Annotated in this window: 19 protein-coding genes and 1 pseudogene; 14 read left to right on the forward strand and 6 right to left on the reverse strand. The window is 68.2% G+C overall.

All coding sequences use genetic code 11. The features are described from left to right. Together ACG10_RS00300 and ACG10_RS00305 are read left to right on the forward strand one after the other, a co-directional pair. A complete protein-coding gene (locus tag ACG10_RS00300; protein ID WP_089166682.1) occupies positions 1-549 on the forward strand; it encodes a cytochrome c oxidase assembly protein in 549 nt (182 codons plus the stop codon). Between the two features lie 14 nt (positions 550-563). Beyond that, positions 564-1,454, forward strand: a complete 891-nt coding sequence (locus ACG10_RS00305) for a cytochrome c oxidase subunit 3 (RefSeq protein WP_089166683.1) — start codon at positions 564-566, stop codon at positions 1,452-1,454. An 83-nt stretch (positions 1,455-1,537) separates the two neighbouring features. Here ACG10_RS00305 and ACG10_RS00310 read toward each other — a convergent pair whose 3' ends face one another. Beyond that, positions 1,538-1,741 carry a twin transmembrane helix small protein gene (locus tag ACG10_RS00310; RefSeq protein WP_198319055.1) on the reverse strand — a complete coding sequence of 68 codons (204 nt, stop codon included), beginning with the start codon at positions 1,739-1,741 and terminating at the stop codon, positions 1,538-1,540. Between the two features lie 31 nt (positions 1,742-1,772). Here ACG10_RS00310 and ACG10_RS00315 point away from each other — a divergent pair, with 31 nt between their 5' ends. The 6 genes from ACG10_RS00315 (at position 1,773) to ACG10_RS00340 (ending at position 7,147) form a co-directional block, all read left to right on the forward strand. Beyond that, on the forward strand, positions 1,773-2,540 hold the full coding sequence (locus ACG10_RS00315; RefSeq protein ID WP_089166685.1) for an SURF1 family protein: 768 nt from the start codon (positions 1,773-1,775) through the stop codon (positions 2,538-2,540). Continuing rightward, positions 2,515-3,102 carry a hypothetical protein gene (locus tag ACG10_RS00320; RefSeq protein ID WP_089166686.1) on the forward strand — a complete coding sequence of 196 codons (588 nt, stop codon included), beginning with the start codon at positions 2,515-2,517 and terminating at the stop codon, positions 3,100-3,102. Before ACG10_RS00315 ends, ACG10_RS00320 begins: the two co-directional genes overlap by 26 nt. Before the next feature lie 42 nt (positions 3,103-3,144). Then, entirely contained in the window at positions 3,145-4,215 is a 1,071-nt protein-coding gene (locus ACG10_RS00325) for a COX15/CtaA family protein (RefSeq protein WP_089166687.1), read from the forward strand. Between the two features lie 114 nt (positions 4,216-4,329). Next, on the forward strand, positions 4,330-5,229 hold the full coding sequence (cyoE, locus tag ACG10_RS00330; RefSeq protein ID WP_089166688.1) for a heme o synthase: 900 nt from the start codon (positions 4,330-4,332) through the stop codon (positions 5,227-5,229). Positions 5,230-5,427: 198 nt separating this feature from the next. Further along, entirely contained in the window at positions 5,428-6,060 is a 633-nt protein-coding gene (locus ACG10_RS00335) for an SCO family protein (RefSeq protein ID WP_089166689.1), read from the forward strand. Between the two features lie 103 nt (positions 6,061-6,163). Next, positions 6,164-7,147: a zinc-dependent alcohol dehydrogenase family protein gene (locus ACG10_RS00340; RefSeq protein ID WP_089166690.1), complete on the forward strand. Its 984-nt coding sequence runs from the start codon at positions 6,164-6,166 to the stop codon at positions 7,145-7,147. 215 nt (positions 7,148-7,362) lie between these two features. Here ACG10_RS00340 and ACG10_RS00345 read toward each other — a convergent pair whose 3' ends face one another. The 4 genes from ACG10_RS00345 to ACG10_RS00360 all read right to left on the reverse strand — a co-directional run bounded on the left by ACG10_RS00345 (position 7,363) and on the right by ACG10_RS00360 (position 9,872). Beyond that, positions 7,363-7,749, reverse strand: a complete 387-nt coding sequence (locus ACG10_RS00345; protein WP_089166691.1) for a hypothetical protein — start codon at positions 7,747-7,749, stop codon at positions 7,363-7,365. 86 nt (positions 7,750-7,835) lie between these two features. Further along, the gene (gene znuB, locus ACG10_RS00350) at positions 7,836-8,624 is read right to left on the reverse strand and encodes a zinc ABC transporter permease subunit ZnuB (protein ID WP_039800678.1); all 789 of its coding nucleotides are present in this window, start codon (positions 8,622-8,624) and stop codon (positions 7,836-7,838) included. Further along, on the reverse strand, positions 8,617-9,390 hold the full coding sequence (gene znuC / locus ACG10_RS00355; protein WP_089166692.1) for a zinc ABC transporter ATP-binding protein ZnuC: 774 nt from the start codon (positions 9,388-9,390) through the stop codon (positions 8,617-8,619). Before znuC ends, znuB begins: the two co-directional genes overlap by 8 nt. Further along, complete coding sequence (locus ACG10_RS00360; RefSeq protein WP_089166693.1) at positions 9,387-9,872, reverse strand: Fur family transcriptional regulator; 486 nt, start codon at positions 9,870-9,872, stop codon at positions 9,387-9,389. Before ACG10_RS00360 ends, znuC begins: the two co-directional genes overlap by 4 nt. A gap of 62 nt (positions 9,873-9,934) precedes the next feature. Here ACG10_RS00360 and ACG10_RS00365 point away from each other — a divergent pair, with 62 nt between their 5' ends. The 4 genes from ACG10_RS00365 (at position 9,935) to ACG10_RS00380 (ending at position 16,481) form a co-directional block, all read left to right on the forward strand. Next, positions 9,935-10,834 (forward strand): zinc ABC transporter substrate-binding protein, encoded by a 900-nt coding sequence (locus ACG10_RS00365; protein ID WP_089166694.1) that lies wholly within the window; start codon positions 9,935-9,937, stop codon positions 10,832-10,834. Between the two features lie 118 nt (positions 10,835-10,952). Beyond that, on the forward strand, positions 10,953-11,879 hold the full coding sequence (locus tag ACG10_RS00370; RefSeq protein WP_082045334.1) for a transglutaminase family protein: 927 nt from the start codon (positions 10,953-10,955) through the stop codon (positions 11,877-11,879). Between the two features lie 299 nt (positions 11,880-12,178). Beyond that, entirely contained in the window at positions 12,179-15,433 is a 3,255-nt protein-coding gene (locus ACG10_RS00375) for an LAGLIDADG family homing endonuclease (RefSeq protein ID WP_089166695.1), read from the forward strand. Between the two features lie 364 nt (positions 15,434-15,797). Beyond that, on the forward strand, positions 15,798-16,481 hold the full coding sequence (locus ACG10_RS00380) for a TSCPD domain-containing protein (protein WP_089166696.1): 684 nt from the start codon (positions 15,798-15,800) through the stop codon (positions 16,479-16,481). A 61-nt stretch (positions 16,482-16,542) separates the two neighbouring features. Here ACG10_RS00380 and ACG10_RS24230 read toward each other — a convergent pair. Next, positions 16,543-17,507, reverse strand: a pseudogene (locus tag ACG10_RS24230) (integron integrase). Positions 17,508-17,649: 142 nt separating this feature from the next. Between ACG10_RS24230 and ACG10_RS23465 the strand changes: the two are divergent. Next, positions 17,650-18,438, forward strand: coding sequence for a hypothetical protein (locus tag ACG10_RS23465; protein ID WP_157731335.1), 789 nt, complete (start codon positions 17,650-17,652; stop codon positions 18,436-18,438). Between the two features lie 70 nt (positions 18,439-18,508). Next, the gene (locus tag ACG10_RS00390) at positions 18,509-19,003 is read left to right on the forward strand and encodes a hypothetical protein (protein WP_089166697.1); all 495 of its coding nucleotides are present in this window, start codon (positions 18,509-18,511) and stop codon (positions 19,001-19,003) included. Positions 19,004-19,042 lie beyond the last annotated feature (39 nt).

Consider the following 19,042-nt stretch of genomic DNA (forward strand, 5'->3'; position numbering starts at 1 on the left):
ATGGACGACGGCCTGCCCACCGCCCGCCTGGTCCGCCGCCTGCTGCTGGTGGTGGTGGCGATGTTCGCCTTCGGCTTCGCCCTGGTGCCGCTCTACGAGGTGATGTGCCAGGCCTTCGGCATCAACGGCAAGACCGCCGGCGCCTATACGGGTGAGCAGCAGGTGGATGCGGCGCGCACGGTGCGCGTGCAGTTCCTCGCCAGCAACGCCGCCGGCATGGGCTGGGAGTTCCGCCCGCAGCAGGACGAACTGGAGGTGCATCCCGGCGCCAGCAACCAGATGCTGTTCGTCGCCCATAACCCCAGCGACCGGCCGATGACCGGCCAGGCCGTTCCCAGCGTCGCCCCGGCACGGGCGGCGGCCTGGTTCCACAAGACCGAGTGCTTCTGCTTCACCCAGCAGGTCCTCATGCCTGGCGAGCGCATCGAGATGCCGGTGCGTTTCATCGTCGACCGCGACCTGCCGGCCGACGTGCGACACCTGACCCTCGGCTACACGCTGTTCGACATCACCGGGCGCCAGGGGCCGCAGGCCCAGGCCGTCCGTTAAGGAGAAGAACGACCATGTCGACGACCCACGAGCACTATTACGTCCCCGCCCAGAGCAAGTGGCCGATCATCGCCACCCTCGGCCTGCTGACCACCGTCTACGGACTCGGCAGCTGGTTCAACGACCTCAAGGCCGGCCGCGACGAGATCGGCGGTCCGGTGATCTTCTTCGTCGGCGCCCTGCTGATCGCCTGGATGCTGTTCGGCTGGTTCGGCAACGTGATCCGGGAAGGCCGCGCCGGGCTCTACAGCGCGCAGATGGACCGCTCGTTCCGCTGGGGCATGAGCTGGTTCATCTTCTCCGAGGTGATGTTCTTCCTGGCCTTCTTCGGCGCGCTCTTCTACGTCCGCTACTGGGCCGGTCCCTGGCTCGCCGGCGAGGGCGACAAGGGCATCAGCCACATGCTCTGGCCGAACTTCGAATATGCCTGGCCGCTGCTGGAGAACCCCGATCCCAAGCAGTTTCCGGCGCCCGCCGGGACCATCGGTGCCTGGGGGCTGCCGCTGGTCAACACCATCCTGCTGGTGTCCTCCAGCTTCACCGTGACCTTCGCCCACCACGCGCTGAAGGACGGCGAGCGCCGGAAGCTGAAGGGCTGGCTGGCGCTGACCGTCCTGCTCGGGGTGACCTTCCTGATCCTGCAGGCCGAGGAATACCTGCACGCCTACCGGGAGCTGGGGCTGACCCTCGGCTCGGGCATCTACGGCGCGACCTTCTTCATGCTCACCGGCTTCCACGGCGCCCACGTCACCATCGGCGCGATCATCCTCGCGGTGATGCTGGTCCGCGTGCTGCGCGGCCATTTCACCCCCGATGAGCACTTCGGCTTCGAGGCGGCGAGCTGGTACTGGCACTTCGTCGACGTGGTGTGGATCGGCCTGTTCGTCTTCGTCTACGTGCTGTGAACATGGGATGGGATAGCCGTAGGGCGGGTGAAACCCGCCGGCAATAGCCGCGACCTGCTCCGGGGCGGCGGGTTGTACCCGCCCTACCAGGTCACATGGGTCACCAGCTGGCCGCTGAGGAAGCCCCAGGCGACCAGCGCCAGGGTCAGCGCGGCCAGGCCGACCCGCAGGTACAGCGCCTGCAATACCCGGCGCGTGCGACCGGCGTCGTGGACCAGGAAGAACAGGCCGCTGAACAGGCTGGCCAGCATCGCCAGCAGCGACAGGACAATCGCCACCTTGAGCAGCATGGATGGCTCCGGGGGTTAAGGGGGATGCGTGCAGTATAGTCCGCCGTCGAAAACGCCCGGCCATGGGCCGTGGCGCCGCTTCCGGCCCGGCTGGGCGCCGAGCCTGCTGGTCGCGCTGCTGTTGCCGGCGCTGCTCGGCCTGGGCTTCTGGCAGCTGTCGCGGGCCGAGGACAAGCGCGCCCTGCTCGCCCAGTTCGAGGCCCGCCGGCAGGCCGAGCCGCTCGCCCTGGCGGAGCTTGCGGCCGCCGGTGCGCCGGCCTGGCAGCGGGTGCGCCTGCACGGTCGCTTCGACGCGGAGCACAGCCTGCTGCTGGACAACCGCACCCGCGTCGGCCGTCCCGGCGTCGAGCTGCTGCAGCCGTTCCGGGACGACGGCGGCCAATGGCTACTGGTCAACCGCGGCTGGCTGCCCTGGCCCGACCGGCGCGTGCCGCCGGTCTTCGCCACCCCGGACGAAGCCCTGGCGCTGACCGCCTGGGTCTACCGCTCGCCCGGCAATCCCTTCCTGCTCAAGCACAGCGCCGGCGACGGCTGGCCGCGGCTGGTCAACCGGGTCGACGCCGCCGCCCTCTGGCACGAGCTGGGCCGCACCGGCCTGCCCGTCGAGCTGCGACTGGAGCCTGGAGCTGCGGCCTACGCGGTGGACTGGCCGCTGCTCGCCATGGCCCCGGAGAAGCACCTGGGCTATGCCCTGCAGTGGTTCGCGCTGGCCGCCGCCCTGCTCGCTTTGTTCGTCTATCTCGGTATTCACAGCGCACGGGAGACTTCGCATGCCGTCACTCACCGCCCGGATTGAATCACCGGCCTCGCCCCGCCGCGGCCGCCTGCAACTGCTGGCGCTCTTCGCCCTGGTGCTCGGCCCCATGCTGCTGGCCGGCGCCATGTACCACTGGCGCTTCTGGGTGCCGGAGGGACGCAGCTACCACGGTACGCTGATCGGTACCGGGCAGAGCCGCGCCGAGCTGGGCGTGCTGCCGGCCGAGGCCGGCGAGCCGCGCTGGCAGCTGCTGGTCACCGCCCCGGCGGAGTGCGCCGCGGACTGCCGGCAGCTGGTCTACCTGGCCCGGCAGATCCACATCGGCCTGGGCCGCGAGGCCGACCGCGGCGCCCATGCCCTGGCCGTGGGCCAGCCGCTGAGCGCCGCGGAGACGACGCGGCTGGCGCGCGAATACCCGCAGCTCGGCCATTACCGCCTGGAGCGTGCGGCCTACGAGCAGGCGGCGCCGGGGCTGTCCGGCGCGCAGCTGTGGATCGTCGACCCGCTCGGCAACCTGGTGCTGCGCTATGCCGCCGGGGCCGACGGCAAGGGCGTGCTGGAGGACCTGCGCCTGCTGCTCAAGCTGTCGAAGATCGGCTGAGCGGCGCAACGTAACGGATCGCCGACGGAACGGGAGATCGCCATGGACACAGGTCGCAAGCCGGGCTTCCGCCTGGCCCTGTTCGCCACCCTGCTGGCCTTCGCCGTGGTGCTGCTGGGGGCCTACACCCGGCTGACCCACGCCGGGCTCGGCTGCCCGGACTGGCCGGGCTGCTACGGGTTCCTCGCGGTGCCGAGCAGCGAGGCGCAGCTGGCCCATGCCGAGCTGCATTTCCCCGATGCGCCGGTGGAGGCACAGAAGGGCTGGAACGAAATGATCCACCGCTACTTCGCCGGCAGCCTGGGCCTTGCCATCCTCGCCCTGGCGCTGCAGGCGCTGCGCCGCCGGGCGGACGCCGGGCAGCCGCGCGGACTGCCGCTGATGCTGCTCGGGGTGGTCGTCGTCCAGGCGCTGTTCGGCATGTGGACGGTCACCCTCAAACTCTGGCCGCAGGTGGTGGTCGCCCACCTGCTCGGCGGCATGACCACCGTCGCCCTGCTCTTTCTGCTCGGCCTGCGCCTCTCCGGCAGGGTTGCCGCTCTGCCCGCTCCGGCAGCGGGCCTGCGACTCCTGGCCGGCGCCGCGCTGGCGCTGGTCGTCGGGCAGATCGCCCTGGGCGGCTGGGTCAGCAGCAACTACGCGGCGGTGGCCTGCCTCGACCTGCCGACCTGCCACGGCCAGTGGTGGCCGGAAGAAGTGGACTTCGCCAACGCCTTCCACCTGAGCCAGGAAATCGGTCCCAGCTACCTGGGCGGCATGCTCGACGGCCCGGCGCGCACCGCCATCCACCTGAGCCACCGCCTCGGCGCTCTGGCCGTCGCCCTGGTGCTTTCGGCGCTGGCCTGGCGGCTGTGGCGCCACGGCCTCGGCCGGCTCGCCGCCCTGCTGCTCGCCGCGCTTCTGCTTCAGCTCGGGCTGGGCGTCGGCAACGTGCTCTGGCAGCTGCCGCTGTCGCTGGCGGTCGCCCACAACGGCGGTGCCGCCCTGCTGCTGCTGAGCCTGGTGCTGGTCAACTACCGGCTGCGCGTGCAGCCGGTGCGTGATTTCGATGGCTCCCGCGCTCCTGCGTGGGAGCCCCGGACAGGGCGCTCCGCGTCTGCAGATCTGGGGTGAAGAACGCGGAGTGTCCCGGGTTGTGTTCCCACGCGGGAGCGTGGGAACGATCCAACGGGTTAGCCGCACGCCGCCGGCTTTGCAGGACAACAATGACAACCAGGAGAAACGACCATGGCCATCCTACTCGCCACCCGCAGCCAGCGGGCCAGCTGGCGCGACTATCTGGAGCTGACCAAACCCAAGGTGGTGGTGCTGATGCTGATCACCTCGCTGGTCGGCATGTTCCTCGCCTCCCGCGCCGGCGTGCCCTGGACGGTGCTGGTCTTCGGCAACCTCGGCATCGGCCTCTGCGCCGGCGCGGCGGCGGCGGTCAACCATGTGGTCGACCGGCGCATCGACGCGCTGATGGCGCGTACCCGCCGCCGCCCGCTGGCCGAGGGCCGCGTCGCGCCGGCCGCTGCGCTGGGCTTCGCCCTGCTGCTGGCGGTGGCCGGGATGACCCTGCTGCTGACCTTCACCAACCCGCTGGCAGCCTGGCTGACCCTGGCCTCGCTGCTCGGCTACGCGGTGATCTACACCGGCTTTCTCAAGCGCGCCACGCCGCAGAACATCGTCATCGGCGGCCTGGCCGGCGCCGCCCCGCCGCTGCTCGGCTGGGTCGCGGTGAGCGGCCAGCTGTCCGCCGAGCCGCTGCTGCTGGTGCTGATCGTCTTCACCTGGACGCCGCCGCACTTCTGGGCGCTGGCCATCCACCGCAAGGCCGAATACGCCAAGGCCGAAATCCCCATGCTGCCGGTGACCCACGGCGAGGCCTACACCAAGCTGCACATCCTGCTCTACACCCTGGCCCTGCTGGCGGTGAGCCTCTTGCCCTACGCCATCCACATGAGCGGCCCGCTCTACCTGGCCTGCGCGCTGATCCTCGGCGGGCGCTTCCTGCACTGGGCCTGGGCGCTGTACCGGGACAGCAAGCCCCATGCGGCGATCCTGACCTTCAAGTTCAGCATCAAGTACCTGTTCCTGCTGTTCATCGCCCTGCTGGTGGATCACTATCTGCCGCTGACGCTCTAGGGTCTGTTGACACTACTCTCCGCGAGCCGCGTTGCTGCGCAACCCGCAGGGACGGGCCCGTTTTTGCGCGGAGCGTCGTTGCTCGTCGTTCGTTTGGAATGACCAAACTTCTCTCCTCGCGCCTAACCCCGCGCAAAAACGGGCTCCGTCGCGGACGCGTAGAATAGTATCAACAGCCCCTAACGCCCAGGACCGCCCATGACCCGCCTCCAGAAGACCGTCCTCATCCTCGTCGCCGTGATCGCCGCGGTGATCGGTCTGACCTTCTCCAAGGTGCTGAACAGCCCGCGCCAGGCCGATCCGGCGCAGCTGCTGGAGGCCGGCATCGTCCTGCTGCCGCAGGCCCGCCCCCTGCCGCCGGTCAGCCTGACCGACCAGGACGGCCAGGCGGTCGCGCTGCAGTCGCTCACCGGCAAGTGGAGCCTGGTGTTCTTCGGCTACACCTTCTGCCCGGACATCTGCCCGACCACCCTCGCCCAGCTGCGCCAGCTCGAAGGCCTGCTGCCGCCGGCGACCCGCGAGCGCCTGCAGGTGGTGATGGTCAGCGTCGACCCGCAGCGCGACACCCCGGCGCAGCTCAAGCAGTACCTGGCCTTCTTCGACCCGGACTACCGTGGCCTGACCGGCGAGCTGGAGAACATCCAGCAGCTGGCCAGCGCCCTCGGCATCCCCTTCATCCCCGGCGATACCGGCCGCGAGAACTACACCGTGGACCACAGCGGCAACCTCGCCCTGCTCGGCCCGGACGGCACCCAGCGCGGCTTCGTCCGCGCCCCGCTGAACGTCGCCCGGCTGGCCGAGCGCCTGCCGCAGCTGCTCGGGCAGCCCTGAATCCGATGAATGCAGGAGCCAGCTTGCTGGCGATCGGCCCAAAGCATCGCCAGCAAGCGGGCTCCTACAGGGTTTTTCCAGCGTCGACGAGAGGAGAAAGACGATGCGCGCCATGGTGCTCGAAGCGCTCGGCCAGCCCCTGGTGCCGCGCGAACTGCCCGACCCGCAACCCGGGCCGGGCGAGCTGCGCGTGCGGGTAGCCGCCTGCGGGGTATGCCGGACCGACCTGCATGTGGTCGACGGCGAGCTGCCGGCGGTAACCCCGCCGGTGATTCCCGGCCACGAGATCGTCGGCCGGGTGGATGCCATCGGCCCGGGTGTCGAGGGCTTCGTGCTCGGCCAGCGGGTCGGCGTTCCCTGGCTGGGGCACACCTGCGGGCAGTGCTGGTACTGCCGGCACGCGGCGGAAAACCTCTGCGACGCACCGCAGTTCACCGGCTACACCCGCCCCGGCGGCTATGCCAGCCTGGTGGTGGCCGACGCGCGCTTCACCTTCGCCCTGGGCGAGGACGGCGACGACGTGGCCCTGGCGCCGCTGCTCTGCGCCGGGCTGATCGGCTGGCGCTCGCTGGTCAAGGCCGGCGACGCCAGGCGCCTCGGCCTCTACGGCTTCGGCGCGGCGGCGCACATCGTCATGCAGGTGGCGCGCTGGCAGGGCCGCGAGGTGTACGCCTTCAGTCGTCCCGGCGATGTCGCCGCCCAGGACTTCGCCCGTTCCCTCGGCGCGGTCTGGGCCGGCGGCTCGGACCAGCTGCCGCCCGAGCCGCTGGACGCGGCGATCCTCTACGCGCCGGCCGGCGAGCTGGTGCCGGCGGCCCTGCGCGCGCTGCGCAAGGGCGGCCGGGTGGTCTGCGCCGGCATCCACATGAGCGACATCCCGGGCTTTCCCTACGACATCCTCTGGGGGGAGCGCGAAGTGGTGTCGGTGGCCAACCTGACCCGCCAGGACGGCCTCGACTTCTTCGCCGTCGCCGCCCAGGCCGGCATCCGCACGGAAACCCACCGCTATGCCCTGGAGGACGCCAACCGGGCGCTGGACGACCTGCGCCACGGGCGTTTCCAGGGCGCGGCGGTGCTGGTGCCCTGAGCGGGAGGGAGAGGATGGTGGAAAACCGCTGCGCGGGTTTTCCACCCTGCCGGGCATAGGGCGGGTTAGCCGCAACGCGGCGTAACCCGCCAAGGATGCCGCCAGGCATCCCCACGACCGGCCTGGCGGTACGACCTGTGCGGCGCGTAGGGTGGATTACGCCGCAAAGCGGCTAATCCACCAAGGGCAGCACCGCTGCCCCGCAAAGCCCAACCTCAGGGCTTGGCGGGCGCGCCGTTCTGGCGCGGCAGGTTCAGCGACGGGGCCTTGGGCATCAGCGCGCGGGCGTTATTCAAGGCGGTGGCGGCGGCGCTCATGTCGCCGCGCTCCAGGGCCTGTTCGCCACGCTTCAGCCAGGCCTCGGACAGGCGCCGCTGGTAGGTTTCCAGCGCAGGGCCGGGCTGCTCGAGCTGCAGGCGCTTGAAGCTGGCGGTGGCGGCGGGCAGATCGCCTTCGCCCAGTTGCCGCTCGAACTCCTGACTGAGGCTCGGCGGCGACGGCGGCGGTGCGCTATCGGCGGGCTCCGTCGACCCATGCTGGCAGGCGGCGAGCACAAGCGGCAGCAACAGCGGGGCAAGGTGGCGAAGGAGCGACGCGGGCATGACGGGATTCTCTAAGCAATTTCTCCCGCCCACTCTACACCTGCCGTCGGTACATCAGGAAGCAGACCCCGCCGCAGCGCTCCAGTTCACCCGGCGCGCCGCGGCAGGGCGAGGCTGGCGAGGAACAGCGCGGCCGCCGAAACCACGATGGACGGCCCGGCCGGGGTGTCCTGGAACCACGACAGCGCCAGCCCGGCGCAGACGGCGATCACCCCCAGGACACTGGCGCCGGCGGCCATCTGCTCGGGGGTGCGGGCATGGCGCTGGGCGGCCGCGGCGGGGATGATCAACAGCGAGGTGATCAGCAGCACGCCGACGATCTTCATCGCCACCGCGATCACCAGGGCGATCAGCAGCATCAGCGCCAGGCGGATGCCGGCCACCGGCAAGCCCTCCACCCGCGCCAGCTCCTCGTGCACGGTGATCGCCAGGAGCGGCCGCCACAGCGGTACCAGCAGCAGCAGGACCAGCGCGCTGCCGCCGAGAATCCAGGCGAGGTCGGCCGGGCCGACCGCCAGCAGGTCGCCGAACAGGTAGCTCATCAGGTCGATGCGCACCTCGTCCATGAAGCTCAGCACCACCAGGCCGAGGGACAGGGTGCTCGGCGCGAGGATGCCGAGCAGGGTGTCGGAGGCCAGCGTCTGGCGCTGCTGCAGGGCCACCAGCAGCACGGCGAGCAGCAGGCAGCCGGCGATCACCGCCAGAGTCGGGCTGACGTCGAGCAGCAGGCCGACGGCCACACCGAGCAGCGCGGCGTGCGACAGGGTGTCGCCGAAGTAGGCCATGCGCCGCCAGACCACGAAGGAGCCGAGCGGCCCGGCAACCAGCGCCAGGGCGAGCCCGGCGAGCAGGGCGTTGAGCAGGAAATCAGCCATGGTTGCAGTCGGGGCCGTGTACGTGGGGGTTCTTCAGCACCACGCCGCCGTGCAGATCGTGGGCGTGGTCGTGATGGTGCTGGTAGAGCGCCAGGCTGCGCGCCGCCTGGCCGAACAGCGCGACGAAGGCCGGGTCGCCGCTGACCTGCTCGGGCCGCCCCGAGCAGCAGATGTGGTGGTTCAGGCAGACCACCTGGTCGGTGGTGCTCATCACCACGTTGAGGTCGTGGGAAACCATCAGCACGCCGCAGCCGTGACGCTCGCGCAGCCGGGTGATCAGCCGGTACAGCTCGGCCTGGCCGGCCACGTCGACGCCCTGCACCGGCTCGTCGAGCACCAGCAGCTCGGGCTTGCGCAGCAGCGCGCGGGCCAGCAGCACGCGCTGCAGCTCGCCGCCGGAAATGGTTTGCAGCGGGCTGTCGACGACCTGCGCCGCGCCCACCTCGATGAGTGCGGCCAGCGCGGCGGCGCGGTCGACGCCGGGCACCAGGCGCAGGAAGCGCAGCACCGTCAGCGGCAGGCTGGGATTGACCTGCAGCTTCTGCGGCATGTAGCCGATGCGCAGCTGCGGCCGGCGCCAGACGGTGCCGGCATCGGGGCTCAGCAGGCCGAGCACGACGCGCACCAGGGTGGTCTTGCCGGCGCCGTTGGGGCCGATCAGGGTGACGATCTCGCCGGGCTGCACGCAGAGGTGCACGTCGCGCAGCATCTCGCGGCCGGCGAAGGTGACGCGCACGCCGTCGAGGCGGATCAGGCTGTCGCTCATGGCGCGGTCTGGCAGCGCGCGCAGAGGCCGACCACTTCCACGGTCTGTGCCTCGACCCGGAAACCCAGGCTCCGGGCGCTGTCGAGGATGCTGTCGCTGATCGCCGTGCGTTCCAACTCGATGGCCGCATGGCACTGCCGGCAGATGAAGAACTGGCCCTGGTGGGCGTGGTCCGGATGGTCGCAGCCGACGAAGGCGTTGAGCGAGGCGATGCGGTGCACCAGGCCGTGCTCGAGAAGGAAATCCAGCGCCCGGTAGACGGTCGGCGGCGCCGCGCGGCGGCCGTCCTGCTCGCTCAGCACGGCGAGGATGTCGTAGGCGCCGAGCGGCTTGTGGCTCTGCCAGACCAGCTCCAGCACGCGCCGGCGCAGGGCGGTCAGGCGCAGGCCGTGACGGGCGCAGAGCGTTTCGGCCTCGGCCAGGGCCTGTTCGATGCAGTGACGGTGGTCGTGGGGCTGACAGGCCAAGGGCGGAGTGGTCATGGGCGACGTCCGGTTATGGGGACGTTATTCTATTACACTTTCGATCCGGGGGTATGCCTGCCATGTTCCGTCCACTCGTCGCTCTGCTGCTCGCCGGCTGCATGGCTTCGGCAGCGGCCGAAGTGCGTCTGCTGACCAGCGTGAAGCCCCTGCAGCTGATCGCCGCCGCAGTGCAGGACGGCGCCGGCGCCCCCGACGTATTGCTGCCGCCCGGCGCCTCGCCGCACCACTACGCGCTGCGTCCCTCGGACGTGCGCGCGCTGCGCGAGGCGACGTTGTTCTACTGGATCGGCCCGGACCTGGAGGCCTTCCTGCCCAAGGTGCTGGACGGGCGCCGCCAGCCGAGCCTGGCCGTGCAGGAACTGCCCGGCCTGCAGCTGCGCCACTTCGCCGGCGAGCCTGCGGCCGGCAAGGGCGAGCACGACCACGCCCACCGCCCCGGCAGCCTGGACGCCCACCTCTGGCTGCTGCCGGCCAACGCCCGGCTGATCGCCGCGCGGATGGCGAGCGACCTGGCTGGCGCCGACCCGGCCAGCGCCGCGCGCTACCAGGCCAACCTGGCAGCCTTCGAGGCGCGCCTGGACGAGCTCGACCGGCGCCTCAAGGCACGTCTGGAAAAGATCGCCGGCAAGCCCTACTTCGTCTTCCACGAGGCCTACGATTACTTCGAGGCGGCCTACGGCCTCGACCACGCCGGGGTGTTCAGCGTCTCTCCGGACGTGCAGCCCGGCGCCCGCCAGGTCGCCCAGATGCGCCAGCGCCTGCAGGAAGCCGGGCCGACCTGCGTGTTCAGCGAGCCGCCGCTGCAGCCGCGCCTGGCGCAGACCCTGAGCGCCGGCCTGCCGGTGCGCCTGGCCGAACTCGACCCGCTGGGCAGCGCCGTGCCGGTCGGACCGCAGGGCTACGAGCAACTGCTCGAGGGTCTCGGCGAGGGACTCGCCGGCTGCCTGGAGGCGCTCTAGGCGTTCTCCCCGCCGCCGACCGTTCGCGAAGAGCCGCTTGGGGTGCCGGAACCGTCGCCGCCCCCCGGCAGTCCCACCCAGAACGGCAGGCCGACGCCGGCGGCGACGAGGAGGAGTCATGCAGCGCTACAAGATCGTTCATCGCACCCATTACGGCTTCAACGCACCCGTCGAGCTGGGGCCGCACTCCCTGCTGCTGCGTCCGCGCGAGGGCCACGAGCTGCGCGTCGAGTCCTCGAAGCTGAACATCATGCCGATGCCGGCCACCCTGCGCTGGTACCGCGACGTGCAGGACAACTCGGTGGCGATCGCCACGTTCCAGGAGCCCACCGACCAGCTGACCATCGAGAGCGAAATCGTCATCCAGCAGTACCACGAGGCGCCGCTGGACTTCATGGTGGCCGACTATGCAGTGAACTATCCTTTCGTCTACAAACCCGACGACCGGGCGGTGCTCTCGCCCTACATGAACTCCGCCGAGCATACGGGCTGCGATCAGCTCGACGAATGGCTCGGCCAGCTCTGGCAGCCGGGCGAGCAGATCCAGACCTACGCCCTGCTGCAGCGGATCAACGAGCACATCCCGAAGGCGCTGACCTACCAGATGCGCGAGGAACCCGGTGTGCAGGGCGCGCTGGAAACGCTTTCGCGGGGTTCGGGCTCCTGCCGCGACTTCGCCAACCTGTTCATGGAGGCGGCCCGCCTGCTCGGCCTGCCGGCGCGCTTCGTCAGCGGCTATCTGCACGTCGAGCCGGCGGGACTGCAGGGCGGCTCGACCCATGCCTGGGCCGAGGTCTACCTGCCGGGTGCCGGCTGGAAGGGCTTCGATCCGACCCACGGGGAACTGGTGGGCACCAACTACATCGCCGTGGCCGTGGCGCACCTGCCCGAATCGGTGCCGCCGGTGGCCGGCTCCTTCGTCGGGCCGCCGGGGGCCGGCCGGCTCGAGGTGGGGGTCTGGGTGGAGCGGGAGCCGCCGCTCCCCGACGAGGCAGGACCCGCCGCGCCGCCCCAGCCCGGAGGTCTGGAAAAGGCCCGAAACTAGGGCCTGTTGACGCTTTGACGCAGGCCGCGACGGCGGCCCGTTTGGCGCAGAACAAGGAGCGAGGAGAGAAGTTTGGTCATTCCAAATGAACGACGAGCGACGCCGTGCTGCGCCAAACGGGCCCCGTCCCTGCGGGTTGCGCGGCAAATGCCGCCATGCGGCGTTGCGGGCCTTGGCAAGGGAATGACCATTGCCGGCGCCCCGCGCTTTGCCTGGCGGCATTTGACGCGGCAACGCGGCTCACGCCAAAACGTCAACAGGCCCTAGGGAATCCCCGCCCGCACGAGAGGCCCGGGAGCATGGCAAAGCACGGCGAATCCGCGCCGCAGGAGGCGGGCAGCATCCCCCTGCAGGCCGCTTCCGAGGACATCTGGGCGCAGAAGTACCGGCTGGTCGAGCCCGACGGCACGCCGGTCGACGCCGACATCGACGCCAGCTGGCAGCGGGTCGCTCGCGCCCTGGCCGAGGTCGAGCGCGAAGAGCTGCGCGAGCACTGGTACGGGCAGTTCCTCTGGGCCCTGCGCAACGGCGCCATCCCCGCCGGGCGGATCGTTGCCAACGCCGGCGCCCAGGACCGCAAGCCGGCCACCTCGACCATCAACTGCACCGTCTCCGGAACTCTCGGCGACTCCATGGACGACATCCTCGCCAAGGTCCGCGAGGCCGGGCTGACGCTGAAGGCCGGTTGCGGCGTGGGGTATGACTTTTCCACCCTGCGCCCGCGCGGCGCCTTCGTTTCCGGCGCCGGCGCGCGCACCAGCGGGCCGCTGTCGTTCATGGATATCTTCGACAAGATGTGCTTCACGGTCAGCTCCGCCGGCGGGCGGCGCGGCGCGCAGATGGCCACCTTCGACGTGGCCCACCCGGACGTGCGCGAGTTCATCCGCGCCAAGCGCGAGGACGGCCGGCTGCGCCAGTTCAACCTGAGCCTGCTGGTCACCGACGAGTTCATGCAGGCGGTGGAGAGCGACGCCGAGTGGCCGCTGGTGTTCCCGGTGCATCCCCGCGAGGCCGCCGGGCTGGACTTCGACGACCCGCAGCAGGTGCTCTGGCGCGACTGGCCGATCCACGAGGACTACCGCGTGCGCGACGACGGCCGGGTAGCCTGCAAGGTCTACGGCAAGGTCCGCGCCCGCCACCTGTGGGACATGCTGATGGCCTCCACCTACGACTTCGCCGAGCCGGGCTTCATCCTCATCGACCGGGTCAACCAGCTGAACAACAACTGGTGGTGCGAGGAGATCCGCGCGACCAACCCGTGCGTGACCGGCGATACCCGGCTGGCGACGCAATACGGCCTGGTACCCATCGCCGAACTCGAGCGCCGCGGCGTCGCGCTGGAGGTGGCCGTGGACCGCCGCTGCCTGGCCGAGAACGCCCGCGGCGTCACCTGCCGTCCGGCCAGGCCGGCCTTCCTCAGCGCTGGCCGCGCCCCGGTCTGGCGGGTGGTCACCGCGGACGGCTATGCGATCCGGGCGACCGAATGGCACGACTTCTACAGCGAGCGCGGCAAGCTGAAACTGCGCGACCTCAAGGTCGGCGACCGGCTGCTGATCCAGTCCGGCAAGGGCCTGTTCGGGCGGGAAGGCAGCGAGGAACTGGGCATCCTGCTCGGCCTGATCGCCGGCGACGGGCACTTCACCCATCGTGGCAAGGGTCAGCGGGTCGCCATCGTCAGCCTGTGGGGCGAGGAACGGGCGCTCGGCGAGCCGGTGGCGGCCTGGGTGAATGCGCTGACCGCCAGTCTCGGCGGCCGTCGCCGGGTGTCGGCCATCGCCGTTCCGCAGCGCAATCAGGTGTTCGTCCGTTCGATCCTGCTGGCGCGCTTGCTGGAGCATTACGGCTTCACTGCGGCGACCAAGCTGCGCGTGCCCGAGGTGGTCTGGCGCGGCAGCGAGGTCTGCGTGCGCGGCTACCTGCGGGCGCTGTTCCAGTGCGACGGCACAGTCAATGTTTCCAGTGCTCGGCAGAGCTGCTCGATACGCCTGGCCTCCAGCTGCGAGGTGCTGCTCAAGGAGGTCCAGCAACTGCTGGCCAACTTCGGCATCTACTGCTGCGTCCGCCAGCGGCGGGCCGCCAGCCGGCGCCGCTTGCCGGACGGTCGTGGCGGACAACGGGAATACGCCTGTCAGGCCGATTTTGAGCTGATCGTCGACGGCGAGTCGCGCGAGCGCTTCATGGCCGAGATCGGCTTTCTGCTGCCGAACAAGACCGAACGCTACCGCGCCTGGGCGCAGGGCCGGCCGCTGCGCAAGACCCAGCGCTTCAGCTCGCCGATCGCCGCCATCGAGTGCGCCGGCATCGAGCCGGTCTACGACACCACCCAGCCCGATGGCAACGCGGTGATCTTCAACGGCCTGGTCACCGGACAGTGCGGCGAACAACCGCTGCCGCCCTACGGCTCCTGCCTGCTCGGCTCGGTCAACCTCACCGCCTTCGTCGAGGAGCCGTTTTCCGTCCAGGCGCGCTTCGACTGGGAGCGTTTTCGCGAGGTGGTGCGCGTCTTCACCCGCCTCTTGGACAACGTGGTGGAGATCAACGGCCTGCCGCTGGAGCCACAGCGCCGCGAGATCCTCGACAAGCGCCGTCACGGCATGGGCTTTCTCGGCCTCGGCTCGGCGCTGACCCTGCTCCGGCTGCGCTACGGCAGTCCCGAGGCCTGCGTGTTCACCGAGGAGGTGGCCCGCGAGCTGGCGCTGGTCGGCTGGCAGGTGGCGCTGGAGCTGGCGAAGGAGAAGGGCCCGGCACCGCTGCTGGCGCAGGATTTCGAGGTCACCGCGAAGATGCTGCGCCAGCGCCCGGAAATGGCCGCCGACGGCTACAGGGCCGGCGACCGGGTGCCCGGCCGCGTGCTGCACGCGCGCTACTCGCGCTACCTGCAGCGCCTGGCCGAGTTCGCCCCCGAGCTGGTCGCCGCGCTGGCCGAGCAGGGCGCGCGCTTCACCCACCACAGCTCCATCGCGCCGACCGGCACCATCAGCCTGAGCCTGGCCAACAACGCCTCCAACGGCATCGAGCCGAGTTTCGCCCACCAGTATTCGCGCAACCTGATCCGCCCTGGGCGCAAGGCCAAGGAGAAGGTCGAGGTGCTGAGCTACGAGCTGCTCGCCTACCGCGCCCTCATCGACCCGCAGGCGCAGCCGGACAGCGCCGACCCGGCGCACCGGCTGCCCGAGTATTTCGTCAGCGCCGACGACATCGGCCCGACCCAGCACGTGGACATCCAGGCGGCGGCGCAGAAGTGGGTGGATTCATCCATTTCCAAGACCGCCAACGTGCCCACCGACTACCCCTTCGAGGCGTTCAAGGACATCTACCGCTACGCCTGGCGCCAGGGCCTCAAGGGCTGCACCACCTTCCGCTTCAACCCGGCGGCCTTCCAGGGCGTGCTGGTCCGCGAGGCCGACCTGGAAAACACCCTGTACCGCTTCGAGCTGGAAGACGGCAGCGTGGTCGAACTCCGGGGCAACGAGCTGGTGGAGTACGACGGCGAGGTGAACACCGCCGCCAACCTGTTCGACGCGCTGAAGGAGGGCTATTACGGCAAGTATTGAAGGCGTCTCCGCATCCGCGCCGGGGCGGCGCCTCCGTAGGGCGGGTGCAACCCGCCATTGGGCATCAGGTCCTTGCCACGTCCGGCGGGTTGCACCCGCCCTACGAGAAAGCCTTTGTGGACAACGGGTTGCAACGTGCCCACGCAGGAGCGTGGGCACGATCATCCCCGTCGTTTGATGGCTCCCACGCTCCTGCGTGGGAACCCGGGGACGGGCGCTCCGGTGCCGCAGGGACCCCGGAGCACCCCCTGCGGCGCGCCCGCGCGGAAGCGCGGGCACGATCAAAGCCTCGAAAAGCAAAAGACCTTGTAAGGACTGGTACTGAACGCTTGCGCCGGGCCGGCAATGCGAAAGGGGAACACCCATGACCGTCAAGATCACGCAGCGCATCAAGAGCTTCCAGGTGGTCGACGAACGCCTGCGGCCCGCCGCCGAGGCCGAGGCCGGCAAGCCGCCCGAACAGTTGGACGAGCATCTGGAGCGCCCGGAGATGCTGATCGGCGTGACCTACAAGATCAAGTCGCCGCTGTTCGAGCACGCCCTCTACGTGACCATCAACGACATCCTGCTCAACGCCGGCACCCGCTTCGAACAGCGCCGGCCCTTCGAGATCTTCATCAACTCCAAGGGCATGGAGCACTTCCAGTGGATCGTCGCGCTCACCCGGATCATGTCTGCGGTATTTCGCAAGGGCGGCGACTGCACCTTCCTGGTCGAGGAACTCAAGGCGGTGTTCGACCCGCGCGGCGGCTACCTGAAGAAGGGCGGCCTCTACATGCCGTCGATCGTCGCCGAGATCGGCGCGGTGCTGGAGCGCCATCTGATCGCCATCGGCCTGCTGCGCGGCCACGCGCCGGACGAGGCCCAGCGCCGCTACCTGGCCGAAAAGCGCGCCGCCTACGAAGCCAGCCAGGGCGCCGCCGCGCTGGAGCCGGGGGAGGGCTTTCCGCCCGGGGCAGAACTCTGTGGGCAGTGCCATACTCAGGCAGTCGTACAGTTGGAAGGATGCACCACTTGCCTGAACTGTGGGCATTCGAAATGCGGATGAAGCGATCCGGGCGGTAGGGTGGATGACGCTCTGCTCATCCACCGAGAGGAAGGCGGAAAGCTCAAGGCCGATCCAGCAGACTCAGCACACCCAGACCGCCCCGGTTGAGCACATGGGTGTAGATCATGGTGGTCTTCACGTCCGCATGGCCCAGCAGTTCCTGCACGGTACGAATGTCCTGCCCGCTCTCCAGCAGATGGGTGGCGAAGCAGTGACGCAGGGTGTGCGGCGTGGCCGGCTTGATGATTCCCATTTCCCGCACGGCGCTCTTGAAGGCCCGCTGCACCCGCTTCTCGTCCATATGGTGACGGCGCTTGATGCCGGAACGAGGATCGACCGAGCGGCCGGGAGCCGGAAAAACCTATTGCCAGCCCCATTCCTTCGCGGCGTTCGGATACTTGCGCGCCAGGGCGAATGGCAGATAGACCTCGCCGAAACCCTCGGCAAGATCGCGCTCGTGCAAAGCCTTCACACAGTCGAGATGTCGTTTCAGCGGCTGGCTCAACCGGCCCGGCAGCAAGGTGACGCGATCCTTCTGCCCTTGCCGTCCCGGACCAGAATCTCGCTGCGCGCGAAATCCACGTCTTTCACCCGCAGACGCATCGCTTCCATGAGGCGCAGACCGGAGCCGTACAGCAACCCCGTGACCAAGGCCAGCTCGCCCTCGAAACAGGCCAGCAGCCGCTGCGTTTCCTCGCGGGACCGGACGACCGGCAAGCGCTCGGGCCGCCTGGCGCGCACCAGGTCGTTCAGCCAGGGAAGATCGATGGCCAGGACATGCCTGTAGAGAAACAACAGGACAGCCAGCGCCTGATTCTGCGTGGATGCCGAGACATTCAAATCCACAGCGAGATGCGACAGGAATCGCTCCACCTCAGGAGCGCCATTTCTGCCGAATGACGTAACTTGTGATAACGAATAAAGTCCCGCTCTCACTTGATATAAGCGGTTTCAGTACGGATTGAATAATGACGATTACGGATTTGTTCGCGCAGCCAGGTCCAACAACTTGGGTTTACCGTCCATGGTGTATAACTTCCTGAAAGAACACCAGCCTCCTGCTAGAGGCCGCAGGCTACAAGGGAGCTGCCAGCAGCGGCAAGGGAATGTTATGCACCAAATGGTGTATTTGTTCACCATTTGGTGTCGAATAGTAGTTAGGTTTCTTATGCTGACCTGCAAGCGATGCGGAAAAGTTGAAAAGCTAGGAAAGTCGCACATCATTCCCGAAGCCTTCTTTCGAGAACTTCGTGAAGACAAAGAAATGCCACTTCTGGTTTCCGGCGCCTACGGTGAGTTGGAAAAGAAGGCGCCGATAGGCGTGTACGACTCGCAGATTCTTTGTAAATCGTGTGAAGCCCAGTTCAGCGCTATTGATTCGTTCGGAATAGATGTTCTGCTCAAGCAATACGAGAAACATTTCCAACCAATGGTTCAGCACGGCAAGACTGTCGGGTTTGAATCCACCTCAGTAGACAAGGCTCGCCTCCTTCAATTTTTGATCGCAGTCCTGTGGCGAGCATCCGTGTCGGAGGAGCACTTTTACAGGCACGTAGAACTTGGCCCGCACGAGACCACTGCACAGGAAATCGCCTTCTCCCCCAAAACCCCGTCATCCTTTGGCGTCTTCGACGCCCTGCTTTCAAGATGGCGAGACGAGCAAGAACTCGGCCTTGTTGCCTACCCGCTGTTTGATCCTCGTCGAGAAAAGTGGCCTGGCGGCGTAAACGCATACAGGCTTTACTTTGGAGAAATCGTCGCCTACATCAAAGTGGACTCAAGGCCATTTCAACCACCGCTCAGCTCTATGTCTTTGTTGCGTTCGCCAACGTTGAAGGTTGTCTCGCGCAATATCGGCACGTCTAAAGACTTCCGAGCAATGGTTAATACAGCAACCAAATCTCATAGAAACACTTTCCAGTTTCGTTCGTCTCACAGTAGAGCGAAAGAAACCTAACCAGTCATTGCAGCGGACTGCCTTCGGCAGCCGCTGAACTCCAACGTTATTCTGCAAACGGTGCCGAACCATGACCCAGAAGATGTTGATGTTTTATGTACCAGACGACAAGGAACTTCTGGCAGCATTGGGCGAAGTGACGTTGAGGCATGAGCATCTCAGTCACATCCTGAAGATGACCATCAAGTCCATCGCCGACCTGAGCGTTGCAGAAGCGCTAGATGCCACGCAATACGAAGGAGCTCGCCAGCTTCGTGAATACATCCGCAAGCTTGCGCGAAAGAAGCTTGGGGCGAGTGGGGCCTGTTTGAAGCTGTCAGCGCTATTGACCCGTGCCGAGAGACTGACCAACCAACGTAACCGGCTTACACATGGGATTTGGGCCAAGGAGCTTGACGGTGACCCCGGCCTGATGGGTGCTCCCGGTGAACTTGAAACCCTCCCATCGGTAGACCAATTGAAAGCCCTTGCGAGCGACCTCGTTGTGCTAACCCAAGAGATCAACGCCGCGCGGCTAGAGGGATTTCTGAAGGAAGCCCTAGAACAGTCAGGCATGGTCAAATAGACCTACTGCATAACAATCCGCCGCAGCCGACGCCGCGAA

The organism is Azotobacter chroococcum (assembly GCF_002220155.1).
Classification (GTDB): Bacteria; Pseudomonadota; Gammaproteobacteria; order Pseudomonadales; family Pseudomonadaceae; genus Azotobacter; species Azotobacter chroococcum.

Coding starts and splice junctions, on each gene's coding strand:
- ACG10_RS00360 (WP_089166693.1), bottom strand. CDS start 9,872: ATGACCACTCCGCCCTTGGCCTGTCAGCCCCACGACCACCGTCACTGC.
- cyoE (WP_089166688.1), top strand. CDS start 4,330: ATGGCCATCCTACTCGCCACCCGCAGCCAGCGGGCCAGCTGGCGCGAC.
- ACG10_RS00370 (WP_082045334.1), top strand. CDS start 10,953: ATGCAGCGCTACAAGATCGTTCATCGCACCCATTACGGCTTCAACGCA.
- ACG10_RS00320 (WP_089166686.1), top strand. CDS start 2,515: ATGCCGTCACTCACCGCCCGGATTGAATCACCGGCCTCGCCCCGCCGC.
- ACG10_RS00365 (WP_089166694.1), top strand. CDS start 9,935: ATGTTCCGTCCACTCGTCGCTCTGCTGCTCGCCGGCTGCATGGCTTCG.
- ACG10_RS00380 (WP_089166696.1), top strand. CDS start 15,798: ATGACCGTCAAGATCACGCAGCGCATCAAGAGCTTCCAGGTGGTCGAC.
- ACG10_RS00345 (WP_089166691.1), bottom strand. CDS start 7,749: ATGCCCGCGTCGCTCCTTCGCCACCTTGCCCCGCTGTTGCTGCCGCTT.
- ACG10_RS00375 (WP_089166695.1), top strand. CDS start 12,179: ATGGCAAAGCACGGCGAATCCGCGCCGCAGGAGGCGGGCAGCATCCCC.
- ACG10_RS00335 (WP_089166689.1), top strand. CDS start 5,428: ATGACCCGCCTCCAGAAGACCGTCCTCATCCTCGTCGCCGTGATCGCC.
- ACG10_RS00390 (WP_089166697.1), top strand. CDS start 18,509: ATGACCCAGAAGATGTTGATGTTTTATGTACCAGACGACAAGGAACTT.
- znuC (WP_089166692.1), bottom strand. CDS start 9,390: ATGAGCGACAGCCTGATCCGCCTCGACGGCGTGCGCGTCACCTTCGCC.
- ACG10_RS00340 (WP_089166690.1), top strand. CDS start 6,164: ATGCGCGCCATGGTGCTCGAAGCGCTCGGCCAGCCCCTGGTGCCGCGC.
- ACG10_RS00300 (WP_089166682.1), top strand. CDS start 1: ATGGACGACGGCCTGCCCACCGCCCGCCTGGTCCGCCGCCTGCTGCTG.
- ACG10_RS00305 (WP_089166683.1), top strand. CDS start 564: ATGTCGACGACCCACGAGCACTATTACGTCCCCGCCCAGAGCAAGTGG.
- ACG10_RS00325 (WP_089166687.1), top strand. CDS start 3,145: ATGGACACAGGTCGCAAGCCGGGCTTCCGCCTGGCCCTGTTCGCCACC.
- znuB (WP_039800678.1), bottom strand. CDS start 8,624: ATGGCTGATTTCCTGCTCAACGCCCTGCTCGCCGGGCTCGCCCTGGCG.
- ACG10_RS23465 (WP_157731335.1), top strand. CDS start 17,650: ATGCTGACCTGCAAGCGATGCGGAAAAGTTGAAAAGCTAGGAAAGTCG.